The sequence below is a fragment of the Actinacidiphila oryziradicis genome, assembly GCF_005047355.1.
GTDB lineage: Bacteria > Actinomycetota > Actinomycetes > Streptomycetales > Streptomycetaceae > Actinacidiphila > Actinacidiphila oryziradicis.
Window position 1 is genome coordinate 39,599 of the sequence record NZ_SUMC01000028.1, and the last position, 21,170, is coordinate 60,768.

At 69.2% G+C, this 21,170-nt stretch carries 16 protein-coding genes; 8 read left to right on the forward strand and 8 right to left on the reverse strand.

What is annotated here, in order from left to right; translation table 11 throughout:
• Positions 1-49: 49 nt before the first annotated feature.
• Positions 50-1,519, reverse strand: a complete 1,470-nt coding sequence (locus FCI23_RS26465) for an aldehyde dehydrogenase family protein (protein WP_136726438.1) — start codon at positions 1,517-1,519, stop codon at positions 50-52.
• 242 nt (positions 1,520-1,761) lie between these two features.
• On the opposite strand from FCI23_RS26465, the gene purU reads away from it, so the two are divergent.
• Entirely contained in the window at positions 1,762-2,634 is an 873-nt protein-coding gene (gene purU, locus FCI23_RS26470) for a formyltetrahydrofolate deformylase (RefSeq protein WP_136726439.1), read from the forward strand.
• 53 nt (positions 2,635-2,687) lie between these two features.
• Here purU and FCI23_RS64630 read toward each other — a convergent pair whose 3' ends face one another.
• Complete coding sequence (locus tag FCI23_RS64630; protein WP_456318838.1) at positions 2,688-3,035, reverse strand: hypothetical protein; 348 nt, start codon at positions 3,033-3,035, stop codon at positions 2,688-2,690.
• A gap of 104 nt (positions 3,036-3,139) precedes the next feature.
• Here FCI23_RS64630 and FCI23_RS26480 point away from each other — a divergent pair, with 104 nt between their 5' ends.
• Positions 3,140-3,667 carry a GNAT family N-acetyltransferase gene (locus tag FCI23_RS26480; protein WP_136726440.1) on the forward strand — a complete coding sequence of 176 codons (528 nt, stop codon included), beginning with the start codon at positions 3,140-3,142 and terminating at the stop codon, positions 3,665-3,667.
• Here FCI23_RS26480 and betA read toward each other — a convergent pair.
• The gene (gene betA / locus FCI23_RS26485; protein WP_136726441.1) at positions 3,631-5,301 is read right to left on the reverse strand and encodes a choline dehydrogenase; all 1,671 of its coding nucleotides are present in this window, start codon (positions 5,299-5,301) and stop codon (positions 3,631-3,633) included. The genes FCI23_RS26480 and betA overlap by 37 nt on opposite strands.
• Positions 5,302-5,453: 152 nt before the next feature.
• On the opposite strand from betA, the gene FCI23_RS26490 reads away from it, so the two are divergent.
• The gene (locus FCI23_RS26490; RefSeq protein WP_136726442.1) at positions 5,454-6,257 is read left to right on the forward strand and encodes an IclR family transcriptional regulator; all 804 of its coding nucleotides are present in this window, start codon (positions 5,454-5,456) and stop codon (positions 6,255-6,257) included.
• 41 nt (positions 6,258-6,298) lie between these two features.
• Here FCI23_RS26490 and FCI23_RS26495 read toward each other — a convergent pair whose 3' ends face one another.
• The 4 genes from FCI23_RS26495 to FCI23_RS26510 all read right to left on the reverse strand — a co-directional run bounded on the left by FCI23_RS26495 (position 6,299) and on the right by FCI23_RS26510 (position 10,054).
• Entirely contained in the window at positions 6,299-7,432 is a 1,134-nt protein-coding gene (locus tag FCI23_RS26495; RefSeq protein ID WP_136726443.1) for an aromatic ring-hydroxylating oxygenase subunit alpha, read from the reverse strand.
• Entirely contained in the window at positions 7,429-8,640 is a 1,212-nt protein-coding gene (locus FCI23_RS26500; RefSeq protein WP_136726444.1) for an NAD(P)/FAD-dependent oxidoreductase, read from the reverse strand. Before FCI23_RS26500 ends, FCI23_RS26495 begins: the two co-directional genes overlap by 4 nt.
• Positions 8,637-8,999, reverse strand: coding sequence for a bifunctional 3-phenylpropionate/cinnamic acid dioxygenase ferredoxin subunit (locus FCI23_RS26505; RefSeq protein WP_136726445.1), 363 nt, complete (start codon positions 8,997-8,999; stop codon positions 8,637-8,639). Before FCI23_RS26505 ends, FCI23_RS26500 begins: the two co-directional genes overlap by 4 nt.
• Positions 9,000-9,235: 236 nt before the next feature.
• Positions 9,236-10,054 (reverse strand): glycoside hydrolase domain-containing protein, encoded by an 819-nt coding sequence (locus FCI23_RS26510; protein ID WP_246144010.1) that lies wholly within the window; start codon positions 10,052-10,054, stop codon positions 9,236-9,238.
• Positions 10,055-10,476: 422 nt separating this feature from the next.
• On the opposite strand from FCI23_RS26510, the gene FCI23_RS26515 reads away from it, so the two are divergent.
• Positions 10,477-13,401, forward strand: coding sequence for a SpoIIE family protein phosphatase (locus FCI23_RS26515; RefSeq protein WP_246144011.1), 2,925 nt, complete (start codon positions 10,477-10,479; stop codon positions 13,399-13,401).
• A 70-nt stretch (positions 13,402-13,471) separates the two neighbouring features.
• Here FCI23_RS26515 and FCI23_RS26520 read toward each other — a convergent pair whose 3' ends face one another.
• Positions 13,472-14,647 (reverse strand): ROK family transcriptional regulator, encoded by a 1,176-nt coding sequence (locus tag FCI23_RS26520; RefSeq protein ID WP_136726447.1) that lies wholly within the window; start codon positions 14,645-14,647, stop codon positions 13,472-13,474.
• Positions 14,648-14,823: 176 nt separating this feature from the next.
• Here FCI23_RS26520 and FCI23_RS26525 point away from each other — a divergent pair, with 176 nt between their 5' ends.
• The 4 genes from FCI23_RS26525 (at position 14,824) to FCI23_RS26540 (ending at position 21,157) form a co-directional block, all read left to right on the forward strand.
• Positions 14,824-16,998, forward strand: a complete 2,175-nt coding sequence (locus tag FCI23_RS26525; RefSeq protein ID WP_136726448.1) for an alpha-galactosidase — start codon at positions 14,824-14,826, stop codon at positions 16,996-16,998.
• Between the two features lie 84 nt (positions 16,999-17,082).
• A complete protein-coding gene (locus FCI23_RS26530) occupies positions 17,083-19,146 on the forward strand; it encodes a CBM35 domain-containing protein (RefSeq protein ID WP_136726449.1) in 2,064 nt (687 codons plus the stop codon).
• Positions 19,147-19,314: 168 nt separating this feature from the next.
• On the forward strand, positions 19,315-20,226 hold the full coding sequence (locus FCI23_RS26535) for a carbohydrate ABC transporter permease (protein WP_407646032.1): 912 nt from the start codon (positions 19,315-19,317) through the stop codon (positions 20,224-20,226).
• A gap of 13 nt (positions 20,227-20,239) precedes the next feature.
• Entirely contained in the window at positions 20,240-21,157 is a 918-nt protein-coding gene (locus tag FCI23_RS26540) for a carbohydrate ABC transporter permease (protein ID WP_136726451.1), read from the forward strand.
• Positions 21,158-21,170: the final 13 nt, after the last annotated feature.

Here is a 21,170-nt window from a genome sequence, read left to right on the forward strand (position 1 = left end):
ACCTCTCTTCGGATGGCACGGCAGCGCCTGACGTCGGTGGCAGGAACGCTCAGCCGCGGAACCAGTACTGCGCACTGGGTCGGATGTTCTGCCAGATGTGCTTGGGTTCGCGGTACTCCTCCAGGCCGGTGGGCCCCAGCTCCCGGCCCACGCCCGAATGACCAAACCCACCCCATTCCGCCTGTGGCACATAGGGGTGGTAGTCGTTGATCCATACGGTGCCGTGCCGCAGCCGTCGCGCGACCCGCTGGGCCTTGCCCGCGTCCTGCGTCCATACCGCGCCCGCGAGCCCGTACTCCGTGTCGTTGGCGATGCGTACGGCATCGTCCTCGCCGGTGAAGCGCTCGACGGTGAGCACCGGGCCGAAGGACTCCTCGTGCACCACCCGCATGTCCTGGCGGCACTCGTCGAGCACGGTCGGCAGATAGTAGAAACCGCCGGCCAGAGCCTCGTCGTCGGGCCGCTGCCCTCCGCAGCGCAGCACAGCGCCCTCCGCCAGGCCCTGCGCCACGTACTCCTCGACCTTTCCCAGGTGCTGGGCGGAGATCAGCGCCCCCGTCTCGGCGTCGGGGTCAAAGGGGCCGCCCAGCCGGATCCGCCGGGCGCGCCGCACCACCTCGTCGACGAACGCGTCATGCAGCGAATCCTCGACAATCAGCCGCGCACCGGCCGAGCAGACCTGGCCGGAGTGGAGGAAGACGGCCGTCAGCGCGAAGTCCACCGCCGCCTCGAAATCGGCGTCGGCGAACACTACGTTCGGGTTCTTGCCGCCCAGTTCCAGCGCGACCTTCTTCACCGAGGCGGCGGCCGTGGCCATGATCTGCTTGCCCGTGCCGAGCCCGCCGGTGAACGAGACCATGTCCACCCCGGGATGCTCGGAGAGCGGCGCGCCGACCTCGGGCCCCGCGCCGAGTACGAGATTGGCCGCTCCGGCCGGCAGCCCGGCCTCCTCCAGCGCGCGCATCAGCAGGACCGAGGTGGAGGGGGTGAGCTCGCTGGGCTTGAGGACCACCGTGTTGCCGGCCACGAGGGCGGGCGCGACCTTCCACGAGGCCTGGAGCAGCGGATAGTTCCACGGGGTGATGAGCCCGCACACCCCGACCGGCTCATAGACCACCCGGCTGATGGCGTCGTCACGCCCGGTGTCGATGACCCGTCCGGCGCTGGTGCCGGCGATCCCGCCGTAGTACCGGAAGCACGAGACGACATCGGCGATGTCGTACTCGCTCTCCACCAGGCGCTTGCCCGTGTCGAGCGACTCGGCGCGGGCGAATTCCTTGGCGTCGCGCTCGATCACATCGGCGGCGCGCAGCAGCAGGGCGCCGCGTTCCCGTTCCGGGGTCAGCGGCCAGGGCCCGTCGTCGAAGGCGCGCCGGGCCGCGGCGATCGCGATCTCCGTGTCGGCCCGGGTCCCCTCCGACACGGTCGCGACAAGAATGCCGTCGGCGGGGCAGCGGATCTCGCGGTGGCCACCCGCCACCGCCTCGCACCAAACGCCGTCGAGATACAGATCTGCCACGCGCGGAGCCCTTCAGGCTGGCTGTAACACTCATTGCGTCTTTGGTTCGTTGCGTATCACGCATCGAATTCCTTGTGGGGGAACACGATCGTGCACAGAGCGTCATACGTCAAGTAGTCAGCGGATATGGGTTCACAAAGGTGAGCACTGCGACGGCACTCCTTGACCCCGTGCTACACGGGACTGGATGATGTTGCGTATCAGACACCGTGTTGTGCGATACGCACCAACGGAGGATCCAGATGTCTCCTCGACCGCAGCCCGGCCATGAGTTCGTCCTCACTCTCTCCTGTCCCGACCGGGCCGGACTGGTCCACGCGGTGACCGGCTTCCTCGTGCGGCACTCCGGCAACATTCTGGAGAGCCAGCAGTTCGACGACCGGCTGCAGGACCGCTTTTTCATGAGAGTCCACTTCGAGGTGCCGGATCCGGGCACACAGCTGGAAACATTGCGTTACGGTTTCGCCGCTGTGGCCGAGGAGTATCGGATCACCTGGCAAATACGTGACGTGTTGACCCCCACCCGCACACTGATCATGGTGTCCAAGTTCGGCCACTGCCTCAACGATCTGCTCTTCCGCCGCCGAACCGGAGCGCTCAACATCGAGATCCCGGCAATTGTCTCCAATCACCGGGACTTCGAGCCACTGGCGGAGACCTACGGCATCCCCTTCCACCACATCCCTGTGACGGCCCAGACCAAAGCCGCCGCGGAGGCGCGGCTGCTGGAGCTCGTGGATGAGCTCGACATCGACCTCATCGTCCTCGCCCGCTATATGCAGGTCCTCTCCGACGACCTCTGCAAACGGCTCGACGGCCGCACCATCAACATCCACCACTCCTTCCTCCCCAGCTTCAAGGGCGCCCGCCCCTACGTCCAGGCCCACGAGCGCGGCGTCAAGCTCGTCGGTGCCACGGCCCACTACGTCACCCCGGACCTGGACGAGGGCCAGATCATCGAGCAGGACGTTGTACGCGTCGACCACTCCCTCGGCCCCGAGGCCCTGGTCACGGTCGGCCGGGACGTCGAGGCCCAGGTGCTCGCGCACGCGGTGAAGTGGCACAGCGAAAGCCGCGTCATGCTGAACGGCAGCAGCACGGTCGTCTTCCGCTGACCGGCTCCGCCGGGAGCCGGAGGCCATGCGCTCAGGGTCAGGCAGCCCGCCCCTCAAACGCCCGAGCCGAGCACGACGGAGTCGTACCCGTAACCCCACTGGTCGAGCCGGTACAAGGCGGCGGGCGAGACGCGCACCGCGCGGCGTGAAGGTGAACCGCATGGCCAACTCGCGGGCCGGAACGAGAGGCGGGGGCGCACCCGCCAAGGTACGTCGCCGACCAGGTCGGCGACGAACCGGGCCAGGTGGTCCTGGGGCAGCCAGTCGTCCAGCGACGGGGGCAGCAGCAGGACCTGGTGCGGGTCGAACGCCCTGAACCGCTTGTCCACCGCCGCCGCACGGCCATCCGGCCGATTCCCCTCGACCGGCTCGACCTCGAACAGCCCATCCCCACCGCGCATACCGCGATCCTTCCGTACCTACGATCGCCAACTGGAGGCGGGGCGCTGTCCGGTCGGATAATCCAAGTGCGGTCTGGTCGTCCCGCGTGATACTCCTCCCTGCTATGGGCGATCTTGTGACAGCGCGGCTCGTGCTTCATCCGATGACGGTCAGCGAGGCTGAGCGAGTGGTGGCGGGCGAGTCGGACAGCGGTGCCCGATGGGCGCCCGGATACCCCACCGATGGGGACGTGTCCGCAGCCAGGCGCTTCCTGGGCACCTGCGCGAACACCGGAGATCCCCAGCCGTTCGGCAACTATGAGATCCGTCGCCTCGAGAACGGTCAGGCGATCGGCGGCCTGGGCTTCCACGGACCTGCGGACGAGAACGGCAGCGTCACGATCGGCTACGGCCTCATCCCGTCAGCGCGAGGCAAGGGATACGCCTCCGAAGCCCTCCGCGGACTGCTGCTGTTCGCGCGGGCACGCGGCGTCACCTGCGTGAAAGGCGACGCCGACCACGACAACATCGCGTCTCAGCACGTCATGATGGCAGCTGGCATGAGGCCGGCCGGAGAAGACGAACGCGTCAGGTACTTCGAGATTCACCGCCCGGTTCAGGCCTGCTGGGCGTTGCGGGGGGTGTGGACGTAGAACTGCGCCTTGGAGGGGGGCAGCGGGGTCTTGCCCAGGATCAGGTCGGCGGACTTCTCGGCGATCATCATCACCGGGGCGTAGATGTTGCCGTTGGTGACGTAGGGCATCACCGAGGCGTCCACCACCCGCAGCCCCTCCACACCGTGGACCCTCATGCTCTCCGGGTCCACGACCGCCATCTCGTCGGCGCCCATCTTGCAGGTGCAGGACGGGTGGAGGGCCGTCTCGCCCTCCTTGGCGACCCAGTCGAGGATCTGCTCGTCCGTCTCGACCGAGGGGCCCGGGGAGACCTCTCCGGCGTTGTACGGCTCCATCGCGGGCTGGTTGAGCAGTTTGCGCGCGACGCGGATCGCCTCGACCCACTCGCGCCGGTCCTGCTCGGTGGAGAGGTAGTTGAAGCGCAGCGCGGGGTGCTCGCGCGGGTCCTTGCTCTTGATCTTCACGGAGCCGAGCGCGTCGGAGTACATGGGCCCGACGTGCACCTGGTAGCCGTGGCCGCCGGCCGGCGAGGAGCCGTCGTAGCGAACGGCTATCGGCAGGAAGTGGAACATCAGGTTGGGGTAGGCGACGTCCTCGTTGCTGCGGGCGAAGCCGCCGGCCTCGAAGTGGTTGGTGGAGGCGGGGCCCTTGCGGAAGAGCCACTGGAAGCCGATGAAGGGGGCACGCCACTTCGCCATGTACGGCTGCATGGAGACGGGCTGCTTGCAGGCGTACTGGACGTAGACCTCGAGATGGTCCTGCATGTTCTCACCGACGCCCGGGAGGTCGTGGACGACGTCGATGCCCAGCTGCTGAAGCTCCTGCGCGTTGCCGACGCCGGAGAGCTGGAGGAGCTGAGGGGAGTTGATGGCGCCGCCGCAGAGGATGACCTCGCCGGCGCGGACCTGCTGGGGCTTGCCACGGCCGCGTTGGTACTCGACGCCCACCGCGCGCTTGCCCTCGAAGAGGACCCGGGTGACCAGGGCCCGGGTCTTGATCTCCAGGTTGGGGCGCTTCTTGACCGGGCGGAGGTAGGCCTTGGAGGCGGACAGCCGCCGTCCCCGGTGGACGTTGCGGTCGAAGGGCGCGAAGCCCTCCTGGCGGTAGCCGTTGACGTCGTCGGTGAGCGGGTAGCCGGCTTCCTGGACGGACTTGAGGAAGGCGGGGAAGAGCGGCGAGGTGGCGGGGCCGCGCTCCAGCACCAGCGGGCCCTCATGGCCACGGAACTCGTCGTCCTCGTCCGCGGCGAGACAGTTCTCCATGCGCCGGAAGTAGGGCAGACAGTGGGAGTAGTCCCACTTCTCCATGCCGGGGCCGGCGGCCCAGCGCTCGTAGTCCAGCGGGTTGCCGCGCTGGAAGATCATGCCGTTGATGCTGCTGGAACCGCCGAGGACCTTGCCGCGGGCGTGGTAGACGCGGCGGCCGCCCATGTGGGGCTCGGGCTCGGACTCGTACTTCCAGTCGTAGAAGCGGCTGCCGATCGGGAAGGTGAGGGCGGCGGGCATGTGGATGAAGACGTCCCACGGATAGTCGGGGCGGCCGGCTTCGAGCACCAGCACGCGAGTGTCCGGATCCGCGGAGAGCCGGTTCGCCAGTGCGCTGCCGGCCGAGCCGCCGCCGACGATGACGAAGTCGTAACTCTTGGGGGCCATTGCTGCCTCGTCTCGCTCGCGCGGTCGATACGCCTCGCATGCTAATACGAGTACCGCTATACGCACTAGGTTGCGCCGGACGCAACTTTTGACGCCCCTGGGACGTCGCGCTCCTTTATCACCGTGTTGTTTCCTGCACGTATAGTTTCGTCATGAGCAACTACAGTGCAGACGCGGATTCGGAGCACTCGGGGCCGCCGTCGGGCGGCGTACAGTCCGTCGACCGCGCCGTCAGCGTCCTGGAGATCCTGGCTCAGCGTGGCGAGGCGGGCGTCAGCGAGGTGGCCGCGGAGATCGAGGTTCACAAGTCGACCGCTTTCCGCCTGCTGGGCGCCCTGGAAGCACGCGGGCTCGTGGAGCAGGCGGGCGAGCGCGGCAAGTACCGGCTCGGTTTCGGCATCGTACGCCTGGCCGGTGCGGTCACCGGCCGCCTCGACGTGACCCAGCAGGGCCACGTGGTCTGCGAACGGCTGGCCGACGAGATCGAGGAAACCATCAACATCGCGGTGCTGGAGTCCCACTACGCCATCAATCTGCACCAGGTGCGCGGACCGGGCGCCATCACCGCGCACAACTGGGTCGGGCAGCTGACGCCGCTGCACGCGACGTCCAGCGGCAAGGTCCTGCTGACCCACCTCACGCCCAAGCGCCGCGCGGAAGTGCTGGCGGAATCCGGGCTGGAGAAGGTGACGACGGAGACCATCACCTCCAAAGCAAAGCTGGAGAAGAACCTCGCCGAGGCCCGTGAACGCGGCTACGCCGTCACGCTGGGCGAGCTCGAGATCGGTCTGCACGCCATGGCCGCCCCGATCCGCGCCCAGGCCGGCGACGTCGTCGCCGCCGTCAGCGCGTCGGGCCCGGGGTACCGGTTCACGGAGGAGCGGATGCACGAGCTCGCACCCGTGCTGATCAAGGGCGCGGACGAGATCAGCCACCGCATGGGCTACCTGGGCTGAGTGTGCCGCCGCCCGGAGAGCGGCGGCGACTCTCCGGGGGACTACTGCGGCTGCCGGGTGCCCAGACGGTCGTGGATCCAGTCGTGGAAGGCACCGATGTGGTGCTCGCTCGGCACCAGCACCCCGCCCTTGGCGTACAGGCGTGAGCTCATCGCGGGCTGGCAGCGCTCGCAGGCGTCGAAGTCCTGCCGGTTGACGCGGTCGAAGAGCTCGACGGAGCGGCTGACATCCTTGCCGCTCGCCACCACGTCCTTCAGGTACAGCCAGTCGCATTCGACGATCGTGCGGTCGGCGGCGACGGGGTACATCCGGTGGAAGATCACATGGTCCGGCACGAGGTTGATGAAGACCTGCGGCTTGATGGTGATCGCGTAGTACCGGCGGTCCTGGTCCTCGGAGACCGTCGGGATGCGGTCGACGCCCTCCGAGCCGTCGACGGTGAATCCCTGGATGCCCTCGCCGAACTCCGCGCCATGGCCGACGAAGTACTGGGCCGCATAGCCGTCGGCGAACTCGGGCAGCACCTCGGTGAGTTCGGGGTGGATGGTCGCGCAGTGGTAGCACTCCATGAAGTTCTCGATGATGAGCTTCCAGTTCGCCCTGACGTCATAGACGATCCGTCTGCCGACCTCGAGCTCGGCGATGTCGTACCGCTCGATCGATTCGACGTCGCCGAGCCGGGTGATGACCTCACCGAGGGTCTGCTCCTCGAAGGAGGGCGGCTCCTCCGCGAGGCAGACCCAGACGTAGCCGAGCCACTCGCGTACGTGCACATTGACCAGCCCGTACTCGGTACGGCCGATGTCCGGCATCTTGGTGAGGTTCGGAGCCGCGACGAGCTTGCCCTGCAGGTCGTACGTCCACGCGTGGTACGGACACTGGAATGCCCGCTTGACCTCTCCGGACTCCTCGGTGCGCAGCTTGGCACCACGGTGCCGGCAGACATTGAAGAAGGCACGGATCGAGTTGTCCCGCGCCCGGGTCACCAGGATGCTCTCGCGTCCCACGTCCACGGTCCGGAACGCACCGGGCTTGTCCAGTTCGGAGGAGCGTGCCACACAGAACCACATCGACTCGAAGATGCGCTCCTGCTCCAGGGCGAAGATCTCCGGGTCGGTGTAGTAGTCGCCGGGGAGGGTGCTGATGAGGCTCTCCGGCAGGCTGGTGTTTGTCACGGGGCACTCCTCGCAGGAGACGTGTGGTGTTGTGCAAGCTGCTTGCGCCAGCGGGTGAACAGCCGCGGCTGGTTCATGCCGAGCACCGCGACCGGCCGGCCGGCGCTCCGGTAGACGGCGAGGAAGCTGCGGTCGGCAGCGGCGCCCTCCTCGACGGTGACGCTGTCGGCGCCGGCGGCGTACCCGGCGAACTGGATGCGTACGCCGTACTGGTCCGACCAGAAGTACGGCGGCCGGAGCGGCTCGGGGGTTGCCGTCCCCCCGGACAGCAGGGCGGCGACGGCCGCCGCCGGGCGTTCCCGGGCGCCGGTCCAGTGCTCGACCCGGCGATGGGCCCCGGCGGCAGGGTCGTACCAGGCCGCGCAGTCACCGACCGCGACGACGCCCGGGACATTCGTGCTGCCGTCGGCGTCGCACCGCACGCCGTTCTCCAGCGCGATACCGGACCCCTCCAGCCACTCGACGCACGGCCGCGCGCCCACCCCGACGACCACGACATCGGCCGGCAGACTACGGCCGTCCTCCAGCAACACCGCCTCCACGCTTCCCCGGCTACCGCCGGGAGGTGCCCCCAGTCCCCCGATGAGCCCCCGGACGCCGACGCCGCAGAGCAGCCCGACGCCGTGGTCCAGGTGCAGCGAGGAGACCACGCCGCCCATCGCCGCCCCGAGCGGACCGGCCAGCGGCGTCGGCGCAACCTCGACCACGGTTACCTCGAGGCCGAGTGCGTACGCCGTCGACGCGACCTCGGCGCCGATGAATCCGCCCCCGATGACCACCAACCGCCCGCCCCGGGCCAGGTCCTCGCGCAGGGCGATGGCATCGTCGACCGTACGCAGCACATGCACCCCGGCGAGGCCGTCGCTTCCCGGAAGCGTTCGCGCCGCCGCTCCGGTGGCGACCACGATCCCGTCCGCCCGCACCGACCGGCCGTCCGCGAGCCGCACCGAGCGGTCTGCGAGGTCGAGCCCGACAGCGGTCGCGCCGAGCACCCACTCGGCGCCCAGGTCCTCACCTTCCGCCTCGAGCGTCAGCGCCGTTTCGTCGATCTCGCCGGCGAGGAATTCCTTCGACAACGGCGGCCTGTCGTAGGGGCGGTGCCGCTCGGCACCGATGACGACCAGCCGTCCGTCGTAGCCCTGCTTGCGCAGCGACCGAGCCACCGACAGGCCGGCCAACGACGCACCGACGACGGCCACGGTCCTCACGCGTTTTCCCCCACGGTGCGTCCGGCGGCGCCGGGCGGGAGGTTCGGCGCGGCATCGGACAGCCGCAGACGGATCATGCCGTCCTCGACGACGACCTGGTGCGTGCGCACCGGCAGTTTGGCCGGCGGTGCGTCGACGCTCCCCGTGCGCAGGTCGAACCGCGACGCGTGCAGCGGGCATTCGACCTCGCAGCCCTCCAGCCAGCCGTCGGCGAGCGAGGCGTCCTGGTGAGTGCAGGTGTCATCGATGGCGAACACCTCGCCGTCGTCGGTGTGGAACACCGCGACGGGCGGGTCGGACTCGAGCCGGTAGGCCTCGCCTCGCGGCAGATCGGCGAGACGGCACACGGGAATCAGCATGACACCTCGGTGCGTATGACGGAACGGATTGCGGTTGACGCAACGTAAGTCTGAAGGCGCCCCCAGGGCTTGTCAAGGCACCTTTTGGACGGCTAAAGGCTGCCCAATGTTGCCCGTCACGCAACCCTGCGCACAATAGGAAACCAACCGCCGCGCAGACCCCGCCCAGCGGTATGCCGAAGAGGCGGCACCCTTATCGGGTACCGCCTCTTCGGTGTGCCGTCCCTGGGGCCGGTCTAGCCGGCGACGACGGCGACCGGCGCGTCCCAGGCGCTGCGGTCCACGGTGAGGGTGACGCCGCCGTGCGACTCCTTGCTGTTGACCAGGTACTGGTGGCCCCGCTGGTGGTGGACCCACCACGTGGCCTTGTACGGCCAGTCGGTGGTCGTGGTGTTGACCTTGTCGTAGTACGCGTACCAGACGGCGTCGGGCAGGTTCGTACGGTCCGTGTCGTTGACGACGGCGGCGGCGCTGGTGCTCTTGAAGCCGTAGAACCCGGCGTAGTAGTTCTTCGCCTTCACGGCCTTGTTCCAGGCGTGGATGTAGGTCAGGACGGATTTGACGCAGGAGGTGTTGGTGATGTCGTACGCCTCCATGTCCAGGTAGACGGCGCTGCCGGCCTTCATACCGAGCCCGGATGCCTTCGCCACCGCGTCCGCGCCGTCCGTCGCGCCCAGTGAGGCCGCGTTCGTCGCCGAGATCCGCTCCGTGTTACTGCTGGTCTGGCACGGCGGCTGCGCACCCACGTACAACGGGATCAGCTTCCAGCCGGCCGCGCTCACCTTCGTCACCCACGTCGAGGTCAGCGCCGGCTGCTTACACCCCCGGTTCGTGCCGCCCACATACACGGCCGCCGCCCCGTAGAAGTTCGACGCCTTCCATGCCGTCATCGTCGACAGCGACGGAGCCGTGCACGTGTCGAACGCGCGCCCCGAATACACCTTCGCCGCCGGCCTCGACGTCGACGTCGTTGCGGCCTCGGCCGTCAGCGCGCCCCCCACCAGCACGGCCGCGCCCGCGACCGACCACGCGACATACCGCTGCCGCTTCGACATCCGATGCCTGGACACCTCAACCCCCAAGAAACAAGAAACGAGCCCCCAACGCTTGCTTGGTGCACCCTAGCCTCTCAGGCCACACGCGTGACAAACGTACGTACGGATCCGGGTGCTTGTGCGGGTGCCGGGACTCCAGAGCGGCCCGTCGGGCGACAGGACCGGCCTAGACAAACCCCACGGCTCCACCTCATCGGCCATCCAGTACCCGCGCACCGTCTGCTCGGAGGCGGGATCGTTGTTGGTCTGTTTTGGCTTCAACGGGACCGTTTTCAGCGTGCGACATCGAGGAGGGGGCCCGGGGTCCCCCACCGGGAGGGTTAGGGTGTCTTTATCGTGACAGATCATGTTTTACCCGCTCCTCGCCTCCCCCGGCGCCGGGGGAGGCGGATGCCCGGACCGCAGCAGACGAAGGAACGGATGTGATCAACCGAGTCGGCGGAAGCCCGCGCACACCGATGAGTCGGCCGCAGGCCGAGCGGCTGCGGCTGCTGGCGTCCGTGAGCGGCGGCATGTCGGACACCGAGGTGCTGCGACTGGGCCTCCAGCAGGCAGTGGCCGAGCTAGGGGGGATGGGGGGCATGGCGCATTTCCGCAGGCCCGTGTCCCTCGTCCTGAAGCTGGTGGTGAGCAGCGGGCTGCCCCAGTCGTTCGCCCGGGCTTGGGCGGAGCTCGGGCCGGACGAGGAGGTGGCTCCGGCCCGCGCCGTCCGCGAGGGCCGGAGCGCTTGGGTGCCCGTGCAGAATTCTTCCCTCATAGCTCCCTCACTCGGCACCGGGATGGTGGCCGTTCCGCTGTCGGTTTCTCCCGGTCCGCTCGGCGCGCTGACGGTGCTGACGGCGACGCCCGAGGCGCCCACGCCGGAGCAGTGTGCCTTCCTGGAAGCGGTGGCCCGGTGGGCCGTGGAGCGCCTGCGTACTTCCGCCGACCAGCATCGTCCTCCTCCTTCCCGGTGGCCTGAGCGGAGGCCTGACGCCCACTTCCAGTCGGCCCTGAAGGCGGTCGACGTCGGTTCCTTCGAGTGGAATCTCCGCGCCCGCGAACTGTGCCTCGACGATCGCGCGCTGGCCGTGTTCGGTATCGACGCGGACGATCACCTGGAACGGTTCGAGGCCTGGTCGTCCGCCGTCCACGCCGAGGACCTGCCCCGGGTGCTGGCCGCAGCCGAGGAGGCGGCCCGCACCGGGAGCCTGCTGAGCGTCGAGTACCGGGTGTCCCGTCCGGACGGGACCTTCGGCTGGGCGGAGGCCCGCGGCCAGGTGATCCTGGACGAGGACGGGGAGCCGCTCCACATGATCGGTACGGTCTGGGACACGACGGAGACCCGGGTCGACCGGGACTCCATCGGCCGCGCGCTGAGACACATGAGCGACGGATTCCTCGCCACCGACGCCTCGTGGCGGATCACCTTCGTCAACGCCGAGGCCGAACGCCGCCTCGGCTCCAGCCGGAAACTGCTCGGCCGCCTGCTGTGGGACGCGTTCTCCGACGCCGGAGTGCCCGACCTGCACGAGCGCTACCGGCAGGCCGCCGCCGAGGACACGCCGATCGGATTCGACGTGCAGTGGGCCGCCGACCAGCGGTGGTCCCATATGCGGCTGGTGCCGGTCCCGGACGGAGCGATGGTCTACCTCACCGATGTCACCGAGAGGCGGGCGCTGGACGCCCAGCGCAAGGCGGCGGAACAGAGCGCGGCGGAGCGCTCCGCCAGGATCGGGGAGCTGACCCTGGCGCTTTCCGAGGCGGTCACCGGGCGGGACGTCGTCGCTGTGGTCGCCGACCGGGTGATGCAGCCGTTCGGCGCCACCGGGCTGACCGTCACGGTCGTCGAGGGCGACAAGATGAGCGCGGTCGGAGCGGTCGGGTATCCGCAGGAGTTCCTCGACGCTGTCCCCGCGTTGTCCCTGACCGGGAAGGAGCCGGTGCTGGAAACCCTCCACGAGCGAGCCCCGGTGTTCATACCGTCGGCGGAGGCGTACGTCGAACGCTATCCCTCACTGGCCCATATCCCTGCCCTGGGGGACAAGCAGGCCTGGGCGTTCTTGCCGATGGTCGCCTCCGGGCGCGCCATCGGTGTGACCGTCGTCTCCTTCTCCCAGCCACACCATTTCACCGACGAGGAACGGACCCTGCTCACCGCGGTGAGCGGACTGATGGGCCAGGCGTTGGCGCGGGCGCGGTTGTACGACACGGAGCACTCCCGGGCGCAGGAACTGCAGCGCGGGCTGCTGCCGCGCGAGCTGCCTCCGCTGCCCGCCGTCACCGCCGCCGCCTGCTACCTGCCCGCCGGCGAGGGCATCGAGGTGGGAGGCGACTGGTACGACATCATTCCGCTCTCCGCCGGCCGGGTGGCCCTGGTGATCGGCGACGTCATGGGCCACGGCGTTTCCGAAGCCGCCACCATGGGACGGCTTCGGACGGCTGTCGACACCCTCGCCGACCTCGACCTGCCCCCCGACGAGCTCCTCACCCACCTCAACGACCTCGTCAGCAACCTCGGCGATGACTTCTACGCCACCTGCCTGTACGCCGTCTACGATCCCTCCACCGCGACCTGTGCCTTCGCCAGCGCGGGCCACCCCCCGCCCGCCGTGGTCCATCCCGACGGCACCGTCCACTTCCCCCGCACCGCCCCCAACGCGCCCCTCGGCACCGCCGTCCCGCCCTTCGAGACCGTCGAGCTCGACCTCCCCGACGGCAGCCTCCTCGCCCTCTACACCGATGGCCTCGTGGAGTCCCCCGCCCGAGACATCGACCATGGTATGGACCAGCTGGCCCAGGCCCTCACCAACGCTCTCGGTGCGACACCGCACCGGTCACGGAACGGAACGAGGTCCGGGGCGCAGGACACCGAACGCCTGGCGGGACTCTGCGACGCCGTCACTGCCGCCCTGGTGCCCGCCCAGCAGCTGACCAGCGACGACGCTGCCCTCCTGATCGCCCGCACCCATACGCTGGCCCGCGGCGACGTCGCCTCCTGGTCCCTCCCTGAGGACCCGCAGGCCGCCGGCCAGGCCCGCGAACACATCCGCAGCCAGCTCACCGCATGGGACCTCGACGAGCTCACCATGACCACCGAACTCCTCGCCAGCGAACTCGTCGGCAATGTCGTCCGCCACGCCAAGGGCCCGATCCGGCTCCGTCTGCTCCGCAGCCGCGCCCTCACCTGCGAGGTTTCCGACGGCAGCCTCACCACCCCGCGCATCCGCCACGCCTCCGACACCGACGAGGGCGGTCGCGGACTCCAGCTCGTCGCCGCCGTCGCCCACCGCTGGGGCACCCGCTACACCAGGACCGGCAAATGCATCTGGACCGAACAGCCCCTGCCCCTCACGGCGGACACCTGAGATCACGGCCGCTCACGGGCGGGGCCGGGCCCGATGCCGCAGCGGCAAGGCCCACGCGGTGGACGGAGGCCTACGCCTTGCCGGGTTCGATGAACGTCTGGATGGCGGTCGCCGCGGCGCCGCGTGCCCATTCGTCGAAGGGCAGCGGCCTGGTGAGCAGCTCGCACTCCTTGGCGGCGCCGAAGGCGGCAGCGGCGAAGGCGGTGCGGATCTGCTCCTCGAAGAGGTCGTACGCGGTGAGTCCCTCGCCGGAGATGATGACCCGTTCGGGCCCGAGCAGATTGACCACGGCGGCGATGCCGAGGCCGATGGCGTGCCCTGCCCCGGCGTACGCCTGCCGCGCGCCGGGATGCCCGGAGCGGGCGAGGGCAAGCGCCTCCTCTGCCGTGGTGACCGGCTCGCCGGTCACCTCCCGGATGCGCCGGACGATCGCCGGATCGGCTGCGATCGCCTCGACACAGCCGGAGTTGCCGCAGTGGCAGAGCGGTCCCGCCGGGTCGATCGGCACATGGCCGATCTCGCCGGCCACTCCGTGCGCCCCGGCTACCACACGGCCGCCGACGACCAGTCCGCAGCCGATTCCGGCACCGACCGTCACCAGGGCGAAAGTGTCAGCGCCCACCCCCGCGCCGAACCACTGCTCGGCTACGGTCAGCGCCCGTACGTCGTTGTCCACCACGGTGGGCAGCTCGGTCGCGCCGCTCACCAGCTCGGCCAGCGGGACGTCCCGCCAGCCGAGGAACGGCGAATAGTGCACCATGCCGACCTCCCGGTCCACATCACCGGAGACCGCCACGCCCAGGGACTGGACCGGCACGCCGTACTCCTCGGCGGCCGTGCGCAATTCGGCGGTGAGGGCGGTGATCACTTCCAGGACGACGGCGGGTGCCCGGGAGGTGAACGGGATGTGGCGGGCTTCCCGGATGCGGGCGGTCAGGTCTGTGAGGACCCCGATCACCTCATCGCCGGTCACCTTGATCCCGATGAAGAACGCCCGCCCCGGGTCGACCTGGAGGGGGTTGGCCGGACGGCCGAGCCCTGTCCCCTTCGCACCGTCGGCCGCCTCGAGCAGGTAGCCGGCGTCCAGCAGCGGACGCACCGCCTTGGTGATCGCCGCGGACGACAGCCCGGTGCGGCGACCAACCTCCACCCGGGAGAGCGGGCCCTGGGTGAGGACCGTGGTGAACACGAGCGTGGCGGCGGGTGTGCTCACCGGGAACGGCTCTAGAGGAGGACGGGAGGGCATGGCCGGGAATGTAATGTCTTTATTTTCCTCTGTCAATAAAAGAACCGTAATCCCTTGGACTACCTCCAGGAAGCCACGTCCTCCTTGGATTTGCTTGACTGCCAGGGGGATTGACAAGCCTTCGGAAGGCGAGTTGGCTGCGCTTCGCTGCTGACTCGCCAACCTGAAAGGCACATATGCCCGCGATCGCCCATGCTCCGGGCTCCCGTGTCTGGCTGCTCAGCACGCCCCGCACGTCCTACGCGCTGCGCTTGGACGACACGGACTCCCCCTGCCATGTGCACTGGGGCGAGCGGCTGACGCTGGAGCAGGCCGAAGAGATCGCGACGCGGCGCATACCCGAGCTCAACAGCTTCGAGGGCCGCCCGCCGGCCGGCGAGGAACTCCCCGTGGACGGCGGCGCCCGCTACGGCACCCCGTCGCTCCAGGTCCGCTACGCCGACGGCACCCGGGCCTTCGAATGGCGCCACCTCGGCCACGAGGCGGACCCCGAAGCAGGCACCCTGCGTCTGCGCTTCCGAGACCGGCACTACCCGTTCGAGGTCACCCTGCACTACCGGGTGCACGACGACAGTGACGTCATCGAACGCTGGACCAGCCTGCGCAACACCGGCCAGGACGCGGGATCCACCGAAAACGCGGCAGACACGGCACACAACGCAGCGAACCCGGCAAACGCAGCCGTCACCCTGCTGCGTGCCGATTCCGCCGCCTGGTCCCTCCCGCCCCGCGAGGACTACCGCCACACGCATGTCACCGGCCAGTGGGCGGCGGAGAACCAGCTGCGCCGCGATCGGCTCCCGTACGGCGAGACCGTGCTCACCAGCCGCCGCGGCATCACCGGCCACCACGCCAATCCCTGGCTGATGGTGGACGCGGGCGACGCCGGCGAGGAGCACGGCCAGGTCTGGAGCACCGCCCTGGCCTGGAGCGGCAGCTGGCGGATCACCGTCCAGCGCAGCCCCGACGACCGCGTCGGCCTCACCGGCGGCGCCGGCCACGACGGCACCGCCCTGGTGCTCGCCCCCGGCGAGGAGCACACCACCCCGCGGCTGTGCGGGCTGTACACCGACGGCGGCTTCGGCGCCGCCAGCCGTGCCTGGCACGCGTACATCCTCGGCCACGTCCTGCCGCACCCCGGCGAGGAACGCCCGGTGCTCTACAACTCCTGGGAAGCCACCGGCTTCGACGTCGACGAGGCGGGCCAGCAGGTGCTCGCCGCCCGCGCCGCCGCGATCGGCGCCGAGCTGTTCGTGATGGACGACGGGTGGTTCGGCGCCCGGCGCCACGACCACGCCGGACTCGGCGACTGGACCCCCTCCCCCGCCCGCTTCCCCGACGGCCTGGGCCCGCTGGTGAAGGAGGTCCACCGGCTCGGTATGAAGTTCGGCCTGTGGGTCGAGCCCGAGATGGTGAACCCCGACAGCGACCTGTACCGGGCCCACCCGGACTGGGTGCTGCACTTCCCGCACCGGCAGCGCACCGAGCTGCGGAACCAGCTGGTGCTGAACCTCGCCCGCCCCGACGTCGCCGACTGGGCCTACGGCTGGCTGACCCGGCTGGTCGGCGACAACCACATCGACTTCCTCAAGTGGGACATGAACCGGCCGTTCAGCGAGGCGGGCTGGCCGGACGGCCCGCACGGCGACCCGGACCGGCTGTGGACGGCGTACGTGGCCAATCTCTACGACGTCATCGACCGGCTGCGCCGGGACCATCCGGAGCTGCGGATCGAGGCGTGCAGCGGCGGCGGCGGCCGGGTCGACCTGGGCATTCTGGCCCGTACCGACCAGGCGTGGACCTCGGACAACACCGACGCCGCCGACCGGCTCACCATCCAGCACGGCTACGGGCAGCTGTACCCGGCCCGCACCATGGCCGCCTGGGTGACCGACACCCCCAACCAGCTCACCGGCCGGAGCGTGCCGCTGCGCTACCGCTTCCATGTGGCGATGGCCGGAGTACTCGCCATCGGCGGCGATCTGACGGCCTGGAGCGAGCTGGAACTCGCCGAGGCCGCCACGCTCGTCGCGGAGTACAAGGCGGTCCGGCACCTCGTCCAGCACGGCGCGCTGCACCGGCTGCGCGCCCCCGGTGACGACGGACCGGCCGCCGTCCAGTACACCGCCGCCGATGGCTCCGAGGCGGTCGTACTGACCTGGCAGCGCGCCCCGCACTTCGGCCTGCCGCGGCTCCCGCTGCGGCTCGCCGCGCTCGATCCGGCCGCCCGCTACCGCGACGGACAGGGCACCGTGCACCACGGCGCCGTGCTCCGCGCCCACGGGCTGCCTCTGCGACTGCCCGCCGGTGACTGGGCCAGCACCCTGACGCACCTGGTCCGGGCGGGCTGACGCGGTCCGGACCGGGGCTGCATCCCTGGTCCGGACCGCCGAGCACGTCCAATTTCCGTTCCACAACTCCTGAAGGGACTCAGGATGCAGCGGACAAGACGTACCACCAGACTAGGGGGCGTCCTTGTGACTCTCCTGTGCGCCGCGGCGGGCCTTACCGCCGCCGCGCCGCAGAGTGCGGTCGCCAACCCGGCGTCCGCACACGCCTCCACCTCCGCCGCCTCCGCCGGGCTCGCCGATAAGCCCTACCTGGGGTGGAGCAGCTGGAGCCTGGAGTCGACCAACTACCCGGGGGTGAATCCGACCGGCGGGGCGAGCTGGCTCACCGAGGCACATGTGCTCCAGCAGGCCGATGTGCTGGCCGCCAAGCTCAAGTCGCACGGCTACGAGTACGTCAACATCGACGCCGGCTGGGCCGGCGGTTTCGACGCGTACGGCAGGCCGCTGGCCAATACGAAGACCTTCCCTGACGGCCTCAAGTACGTGGCGGACTACGTACACAACAAGGGCCTCAAGCTCGGCACATACCTGGCGGTGGGCCTGGACCCGGGCGCCTACAACAACGGCGACACCCCCGTCTACGGCACCACCGGCTGCCACACGCGCGACATCGTCTACTCCGACCTGCGCAAGACCAACGGCTGGGACTCGGCGTACAAGATCGACTACTCGAGCGCGTGCGCCCAGGCCTACGTCAACTCCGTCGCCGACGTCCTCGCCGGGTGGGGCGTGGACTTCCTCAAGCTCGACGGGGTCGGACCCGGCTCCTTCCAGGGCGGCGCCAACCACGACAACACCCAGGACGTGGCCGCCTGGTCGACGGCGCTGAAGCAGACCGGCCGGCCCATCCAGTTCGTCATCTCCTGGTCGCTGAGCCACACCAAGGCCGGCGTCTGGAAGCAGAACAGCAACGGCTGGCGCGTCGACACCGATGTCGAGTGCTACTGCGACACCCTGGTGACCTGGAACAACTCGGTCAAGGTGCGCTGGAACGACGTCGTCCAGTGGATCCCGGACGCCGGACCGGGGCACTGGAACAACCTCGACTCGCTGGACGTCGGAAACGGCGTCATGGACGGCCTGACCCAGGCCGAGCGGCAGAGCTACATGACCCTGTGGGCCATCGAGTCGGCACCGCTTTACGCGGGTGACGACCTGACCAAGCTGGACGACTACGGCCTCTCGCTGCTCAGCAACGACGAGGTCCTCGCCGTCGACCAGGCGGGCAACCCGGCGAAGCCGGTCAACCAGAACTCCGACCAGCAGGTCTGGTTCTCCCGTAACTCCGACGGAAGCTATGTCGTCGCCCTGTTCAACCAGAGCGGCAGCCCCACGACCGTCACCGCCGACTGGAGCGACCTGGGCATCACCGGAGCCGCCGGCGTCCGGGACCTGTGGAGCCATACCGAACTGGGCAACTCGACCGGCAGCTTCAGCGCCGACCTGCCGGCGCACGGCTCGCGTCTGCTCCGCATCACGCCGCGCGGCAGCAGCGGGCCGGCCACACCGGTGCTGGTGCACGGCACCGGCTCCACGGCGTCGAGCGTCTCGCTGGCCTGGGACGCCGTCACATACAACGGGGCACCGGCGGCGGCCTACGAGGTCCGCGCCGACGGCGGGAAGGCCACCCGCGTACGGACCCCCTCCGCCACCGTTACCGGGCTCACCTCGGCCACCAGCCACCGCTTCACCGTGGTCGCGGTCGGCGCCGACGGCCGGAAGTCGGCCGCGAGCAAAACGCTCACGGTGACCACCCCGGCCTCCGGCGGCCCCACGGCCTACGAGGCCGAGGCATCGGCGAACACCGTCGCCGGCGGGGCCTCCGTCGCGGACTGCTCCGGGTGCTCCGGCGGCAAGAAGATCGGCAATCTGGGCGGCACCGGCACGCTGACGTTCAACAATGTCACCGCGCCGCAGGCCGGCACGTACCTGATGAACGTCGCCTACGTCGACGGCGACTCCAGCCGCACCGCGGTCGTCACAGTGAACGGGACCGCCTTCAAGCTGCCGTTCGCGGGGACCAACGACAACGACTGGGGCTCCGCGCAGACCGTCACGGTGCCCGTGACGCTGCACGCCGGCGCCAACACCGTCGAATTCGGCAATCCGACGGACTACGTCTCCGACATCGACAAGATCACTCTCTAGGCCGGGACGGCCTCGCCGTCACCGGACCCCCGAAAGACGCTACTCAACCGCTACTCAAAGGAGAGTGCCGTGGTGGTGACCTCGCAGGACAATCATGTGCCGCCAGTGCCGTCGCCGGCCGACCCGACCGGCAAGGCCGCCACCACGGCCGGTCCGCACGGAGGCCGGCTGAAGTCGCGGTGGCACGAGCGGACGGCAAAGCCGTCCCCGGCCCGCCGCAACGACGGGCGGCTGGCCTGGGTGCTGATCGCTCCTGCCGTCGTCGGATTCCTGGTGTTCTACGCCTATCCGACGGTTCGCGGCATCTACCTCAGCTTCACGGACTTCCATGTCCTCACCCCACCGAAATGGGTCGGACTCGCCAACTTCCGCGAACTGCTGCATGACGACGTCTTCTGGCACTCGCTGGGCGTCACCGTGTACTTCGTCATTCTCTCCGTGGTCCTCGGCACCCTCATCTCGCTGATGACCGCGGTGATCATGCACCGGCTGTCGGCATCGACCGTCATCCGCGGGATGATCATGCTGCCGTTCCTGATCTCCAATGTCGTCGCCGCGCTCGTCTGGTCCTGGATGCTCGACCCGCAGCTCGGAATCATCAACATCGTGATCGAGAAGCTGACCGGCCAATCGATCATGTTCTTCGGCAGCGGAGGATGGGCGATACCCTCGCTCGCCGCGATCATGGTGTGGAAGTACCTCGGTTACTACGCCCTGCTCATCTTCGCCGGCCTGCAGACCATCCCGCCAACGATCTACGAGGCCGGCCGGGTGGACGGCGCCAGCGAGCTGCAGATGTTCCGGCGGCTGACCATCCCGTTGCTGCGGCCGATCCTGGTGATGGTCGTGATCCTGACCGTGATCAACGCCTTCCAGGTCTTCGACATCATCGAGGTGACGACCAAGGGCGGCCCGGCGAACGCCTCGAACGTGCTGCAGATGTACATCTACGACAAGGCCTTCAGCCAGTTCGACTTCGGCTACGCCGCGACGATGTCGCTCGCCCTGCTGGCACTGCTCATCGCAGTCACCTTCACCCAGATGCGGCTCGCCCGCGCCGACGAATCCGACCTGAGCTGAAGGAGATCCCATCATGTCGGTCACCACGGCAGTCACAGTGAGGGGGGCCCGCCTCCGGCGGTTCTCCCCGGGCCGCGCCCTTGCCTGGGCCTACCTCGCAATCGTCGTGTTCATCACGCTGTTCCCCTTCTACTGGATCCTTCGCACAGCCCTGTCGAACAACTACAGTCTGGCCACGCACCCGTCCTCCCTGCTGCCGGTGGGCTTCACCTTCGGTGCGTTCAAACGGGTCCTCGGACTCGCCAGCATCGCGGAGGCACAGGCCCAGGGCGGCTCGGGAGCATCGCTGAACATCGCGCTGTATCTGCGCAATTCGATGATCTACGCCGGCGTGCAGACGGTGTGCATCGTCTTCTGCTCCGCCACGGCCGCCTACGCGTTCGCCCGGCTGCGGTGGCGGGGCCGCAACGTGGTGTTCGGCGTCCTGCTCGGCGCACTGATGGTGCCGTCCGTCTTCACCATGCTGCCGAACTTCGTCCTCATCAAGGACCTCGGTCTGACGAACACCTTCGCCGGCATCATTCTGCCCGGGGCGTTCTTCTCGGCCTTCGGCCTCTTCTTCCTGCGGCAATTCATGCTGGGCATCAGCGAGGAGATCGAGGAAGCCGCGATCATCGATGGCGCCGGCCCGCTGCGGGTCTTCTTCCGCATCATCCTGCCGATGTCGGCCGGGCCGCTCGCCACCATTTCGCTGCTGCTGTTCATCAACGCCTGGAACGACTACTTCTGGCCGCTGCTCGTGGCCAACGACGCGAGCGTCCAGCCGCTGACGCTCGCGCTGGGCGTGTTCAAGCAGTCCTCGCCCCAGGCGGCGCCGGACTGGGCCGGGCTGATGGCGGCCACGCTGTTCGCCGCGCTGCCGATGCTCCTGCTGCTCGTCGTCTTCGGCCGACGCATCATCAACTCCATCGGCTTCTCCGGCATCAAGTAACCCCCAGCAACAG

Coding starts and splice junctions, on each gene's coding strand:
- purU (WP_136726439.1), top strand. CDS start 1,762: ATGTCTCCTCGACCGCAGCCCGGCCATGAGTTCGTCCTCACTCTCTCC.
- FCI23_RS64630 (WP_456318838.1), bottom strand. CDS start 3,035: ATGCGCGGTGGGGATGGGCTGTTCGAGGTCGAGCCGGTCGAGGGGAAT.
- FCI23_RS26480 (WP_136726440.1), top strand. CDS start 3,140: ATGGGCGATCTTGTGACAGCGCGGCTCGTGCTTCATCCGATGACGGTC.
- betA (WP_136726441.1), bottom strand. CDS start 5,301: ATGGCCCCCAAGAGTTACGACTTCGTCATCGTCGGCGGCGGCTCGGCC.
- FCI23_RS26490 (WP_136726442.1), top strand. CDS start 5,454: ATGAGCAACTACAGTGCAGACGCGGATTCGGAGCACTCGGGGCCGCCG.
- FCI23_RS26505 (WP_136726445.1), bottom strand. CDS start 8,999: ATGCTGATTCCCGTGTGCCGTCTCGCCGATCTGCCGCGAGGCGAGGCC.
- FCI23_RS26510 (WP_246144010.1), bottom strand. CDS start 10,054: ATGTCGAAGCGGCAGCGGTATGTCGCGTGGTCGGTCGCGGGCGCGGCC.
- FCI23_RS26520 (WP_136726447.1), bottom strand. CDS start 14,647: ATGCCCTCCCGTCCTCCTCTAGAGCCGTTCCCGGTGAGCACACCCGCC.
- FCI23_RS26525 (WP_136726448.1), top strand. CDS start 14,824: ATGCCCGCGATCGCCCATGCTCCGGGCTCCCGTGTCTGGCTGCTCAGC.
- FCI23_RS26530 (WP_136726449.1), top strand. CDS start 17,083: ATGCAGCGGACAAGACGTACCACCAGACTAGGGGGCGTCCTTGTGACT.
- FCI23_RS26540 (WP_136726451.1), top strand. CDS start 20,240: ATGTCGGTCACCACGGCAGTCACAGTGAGGGGGGCCCGCCTCCGGCGG.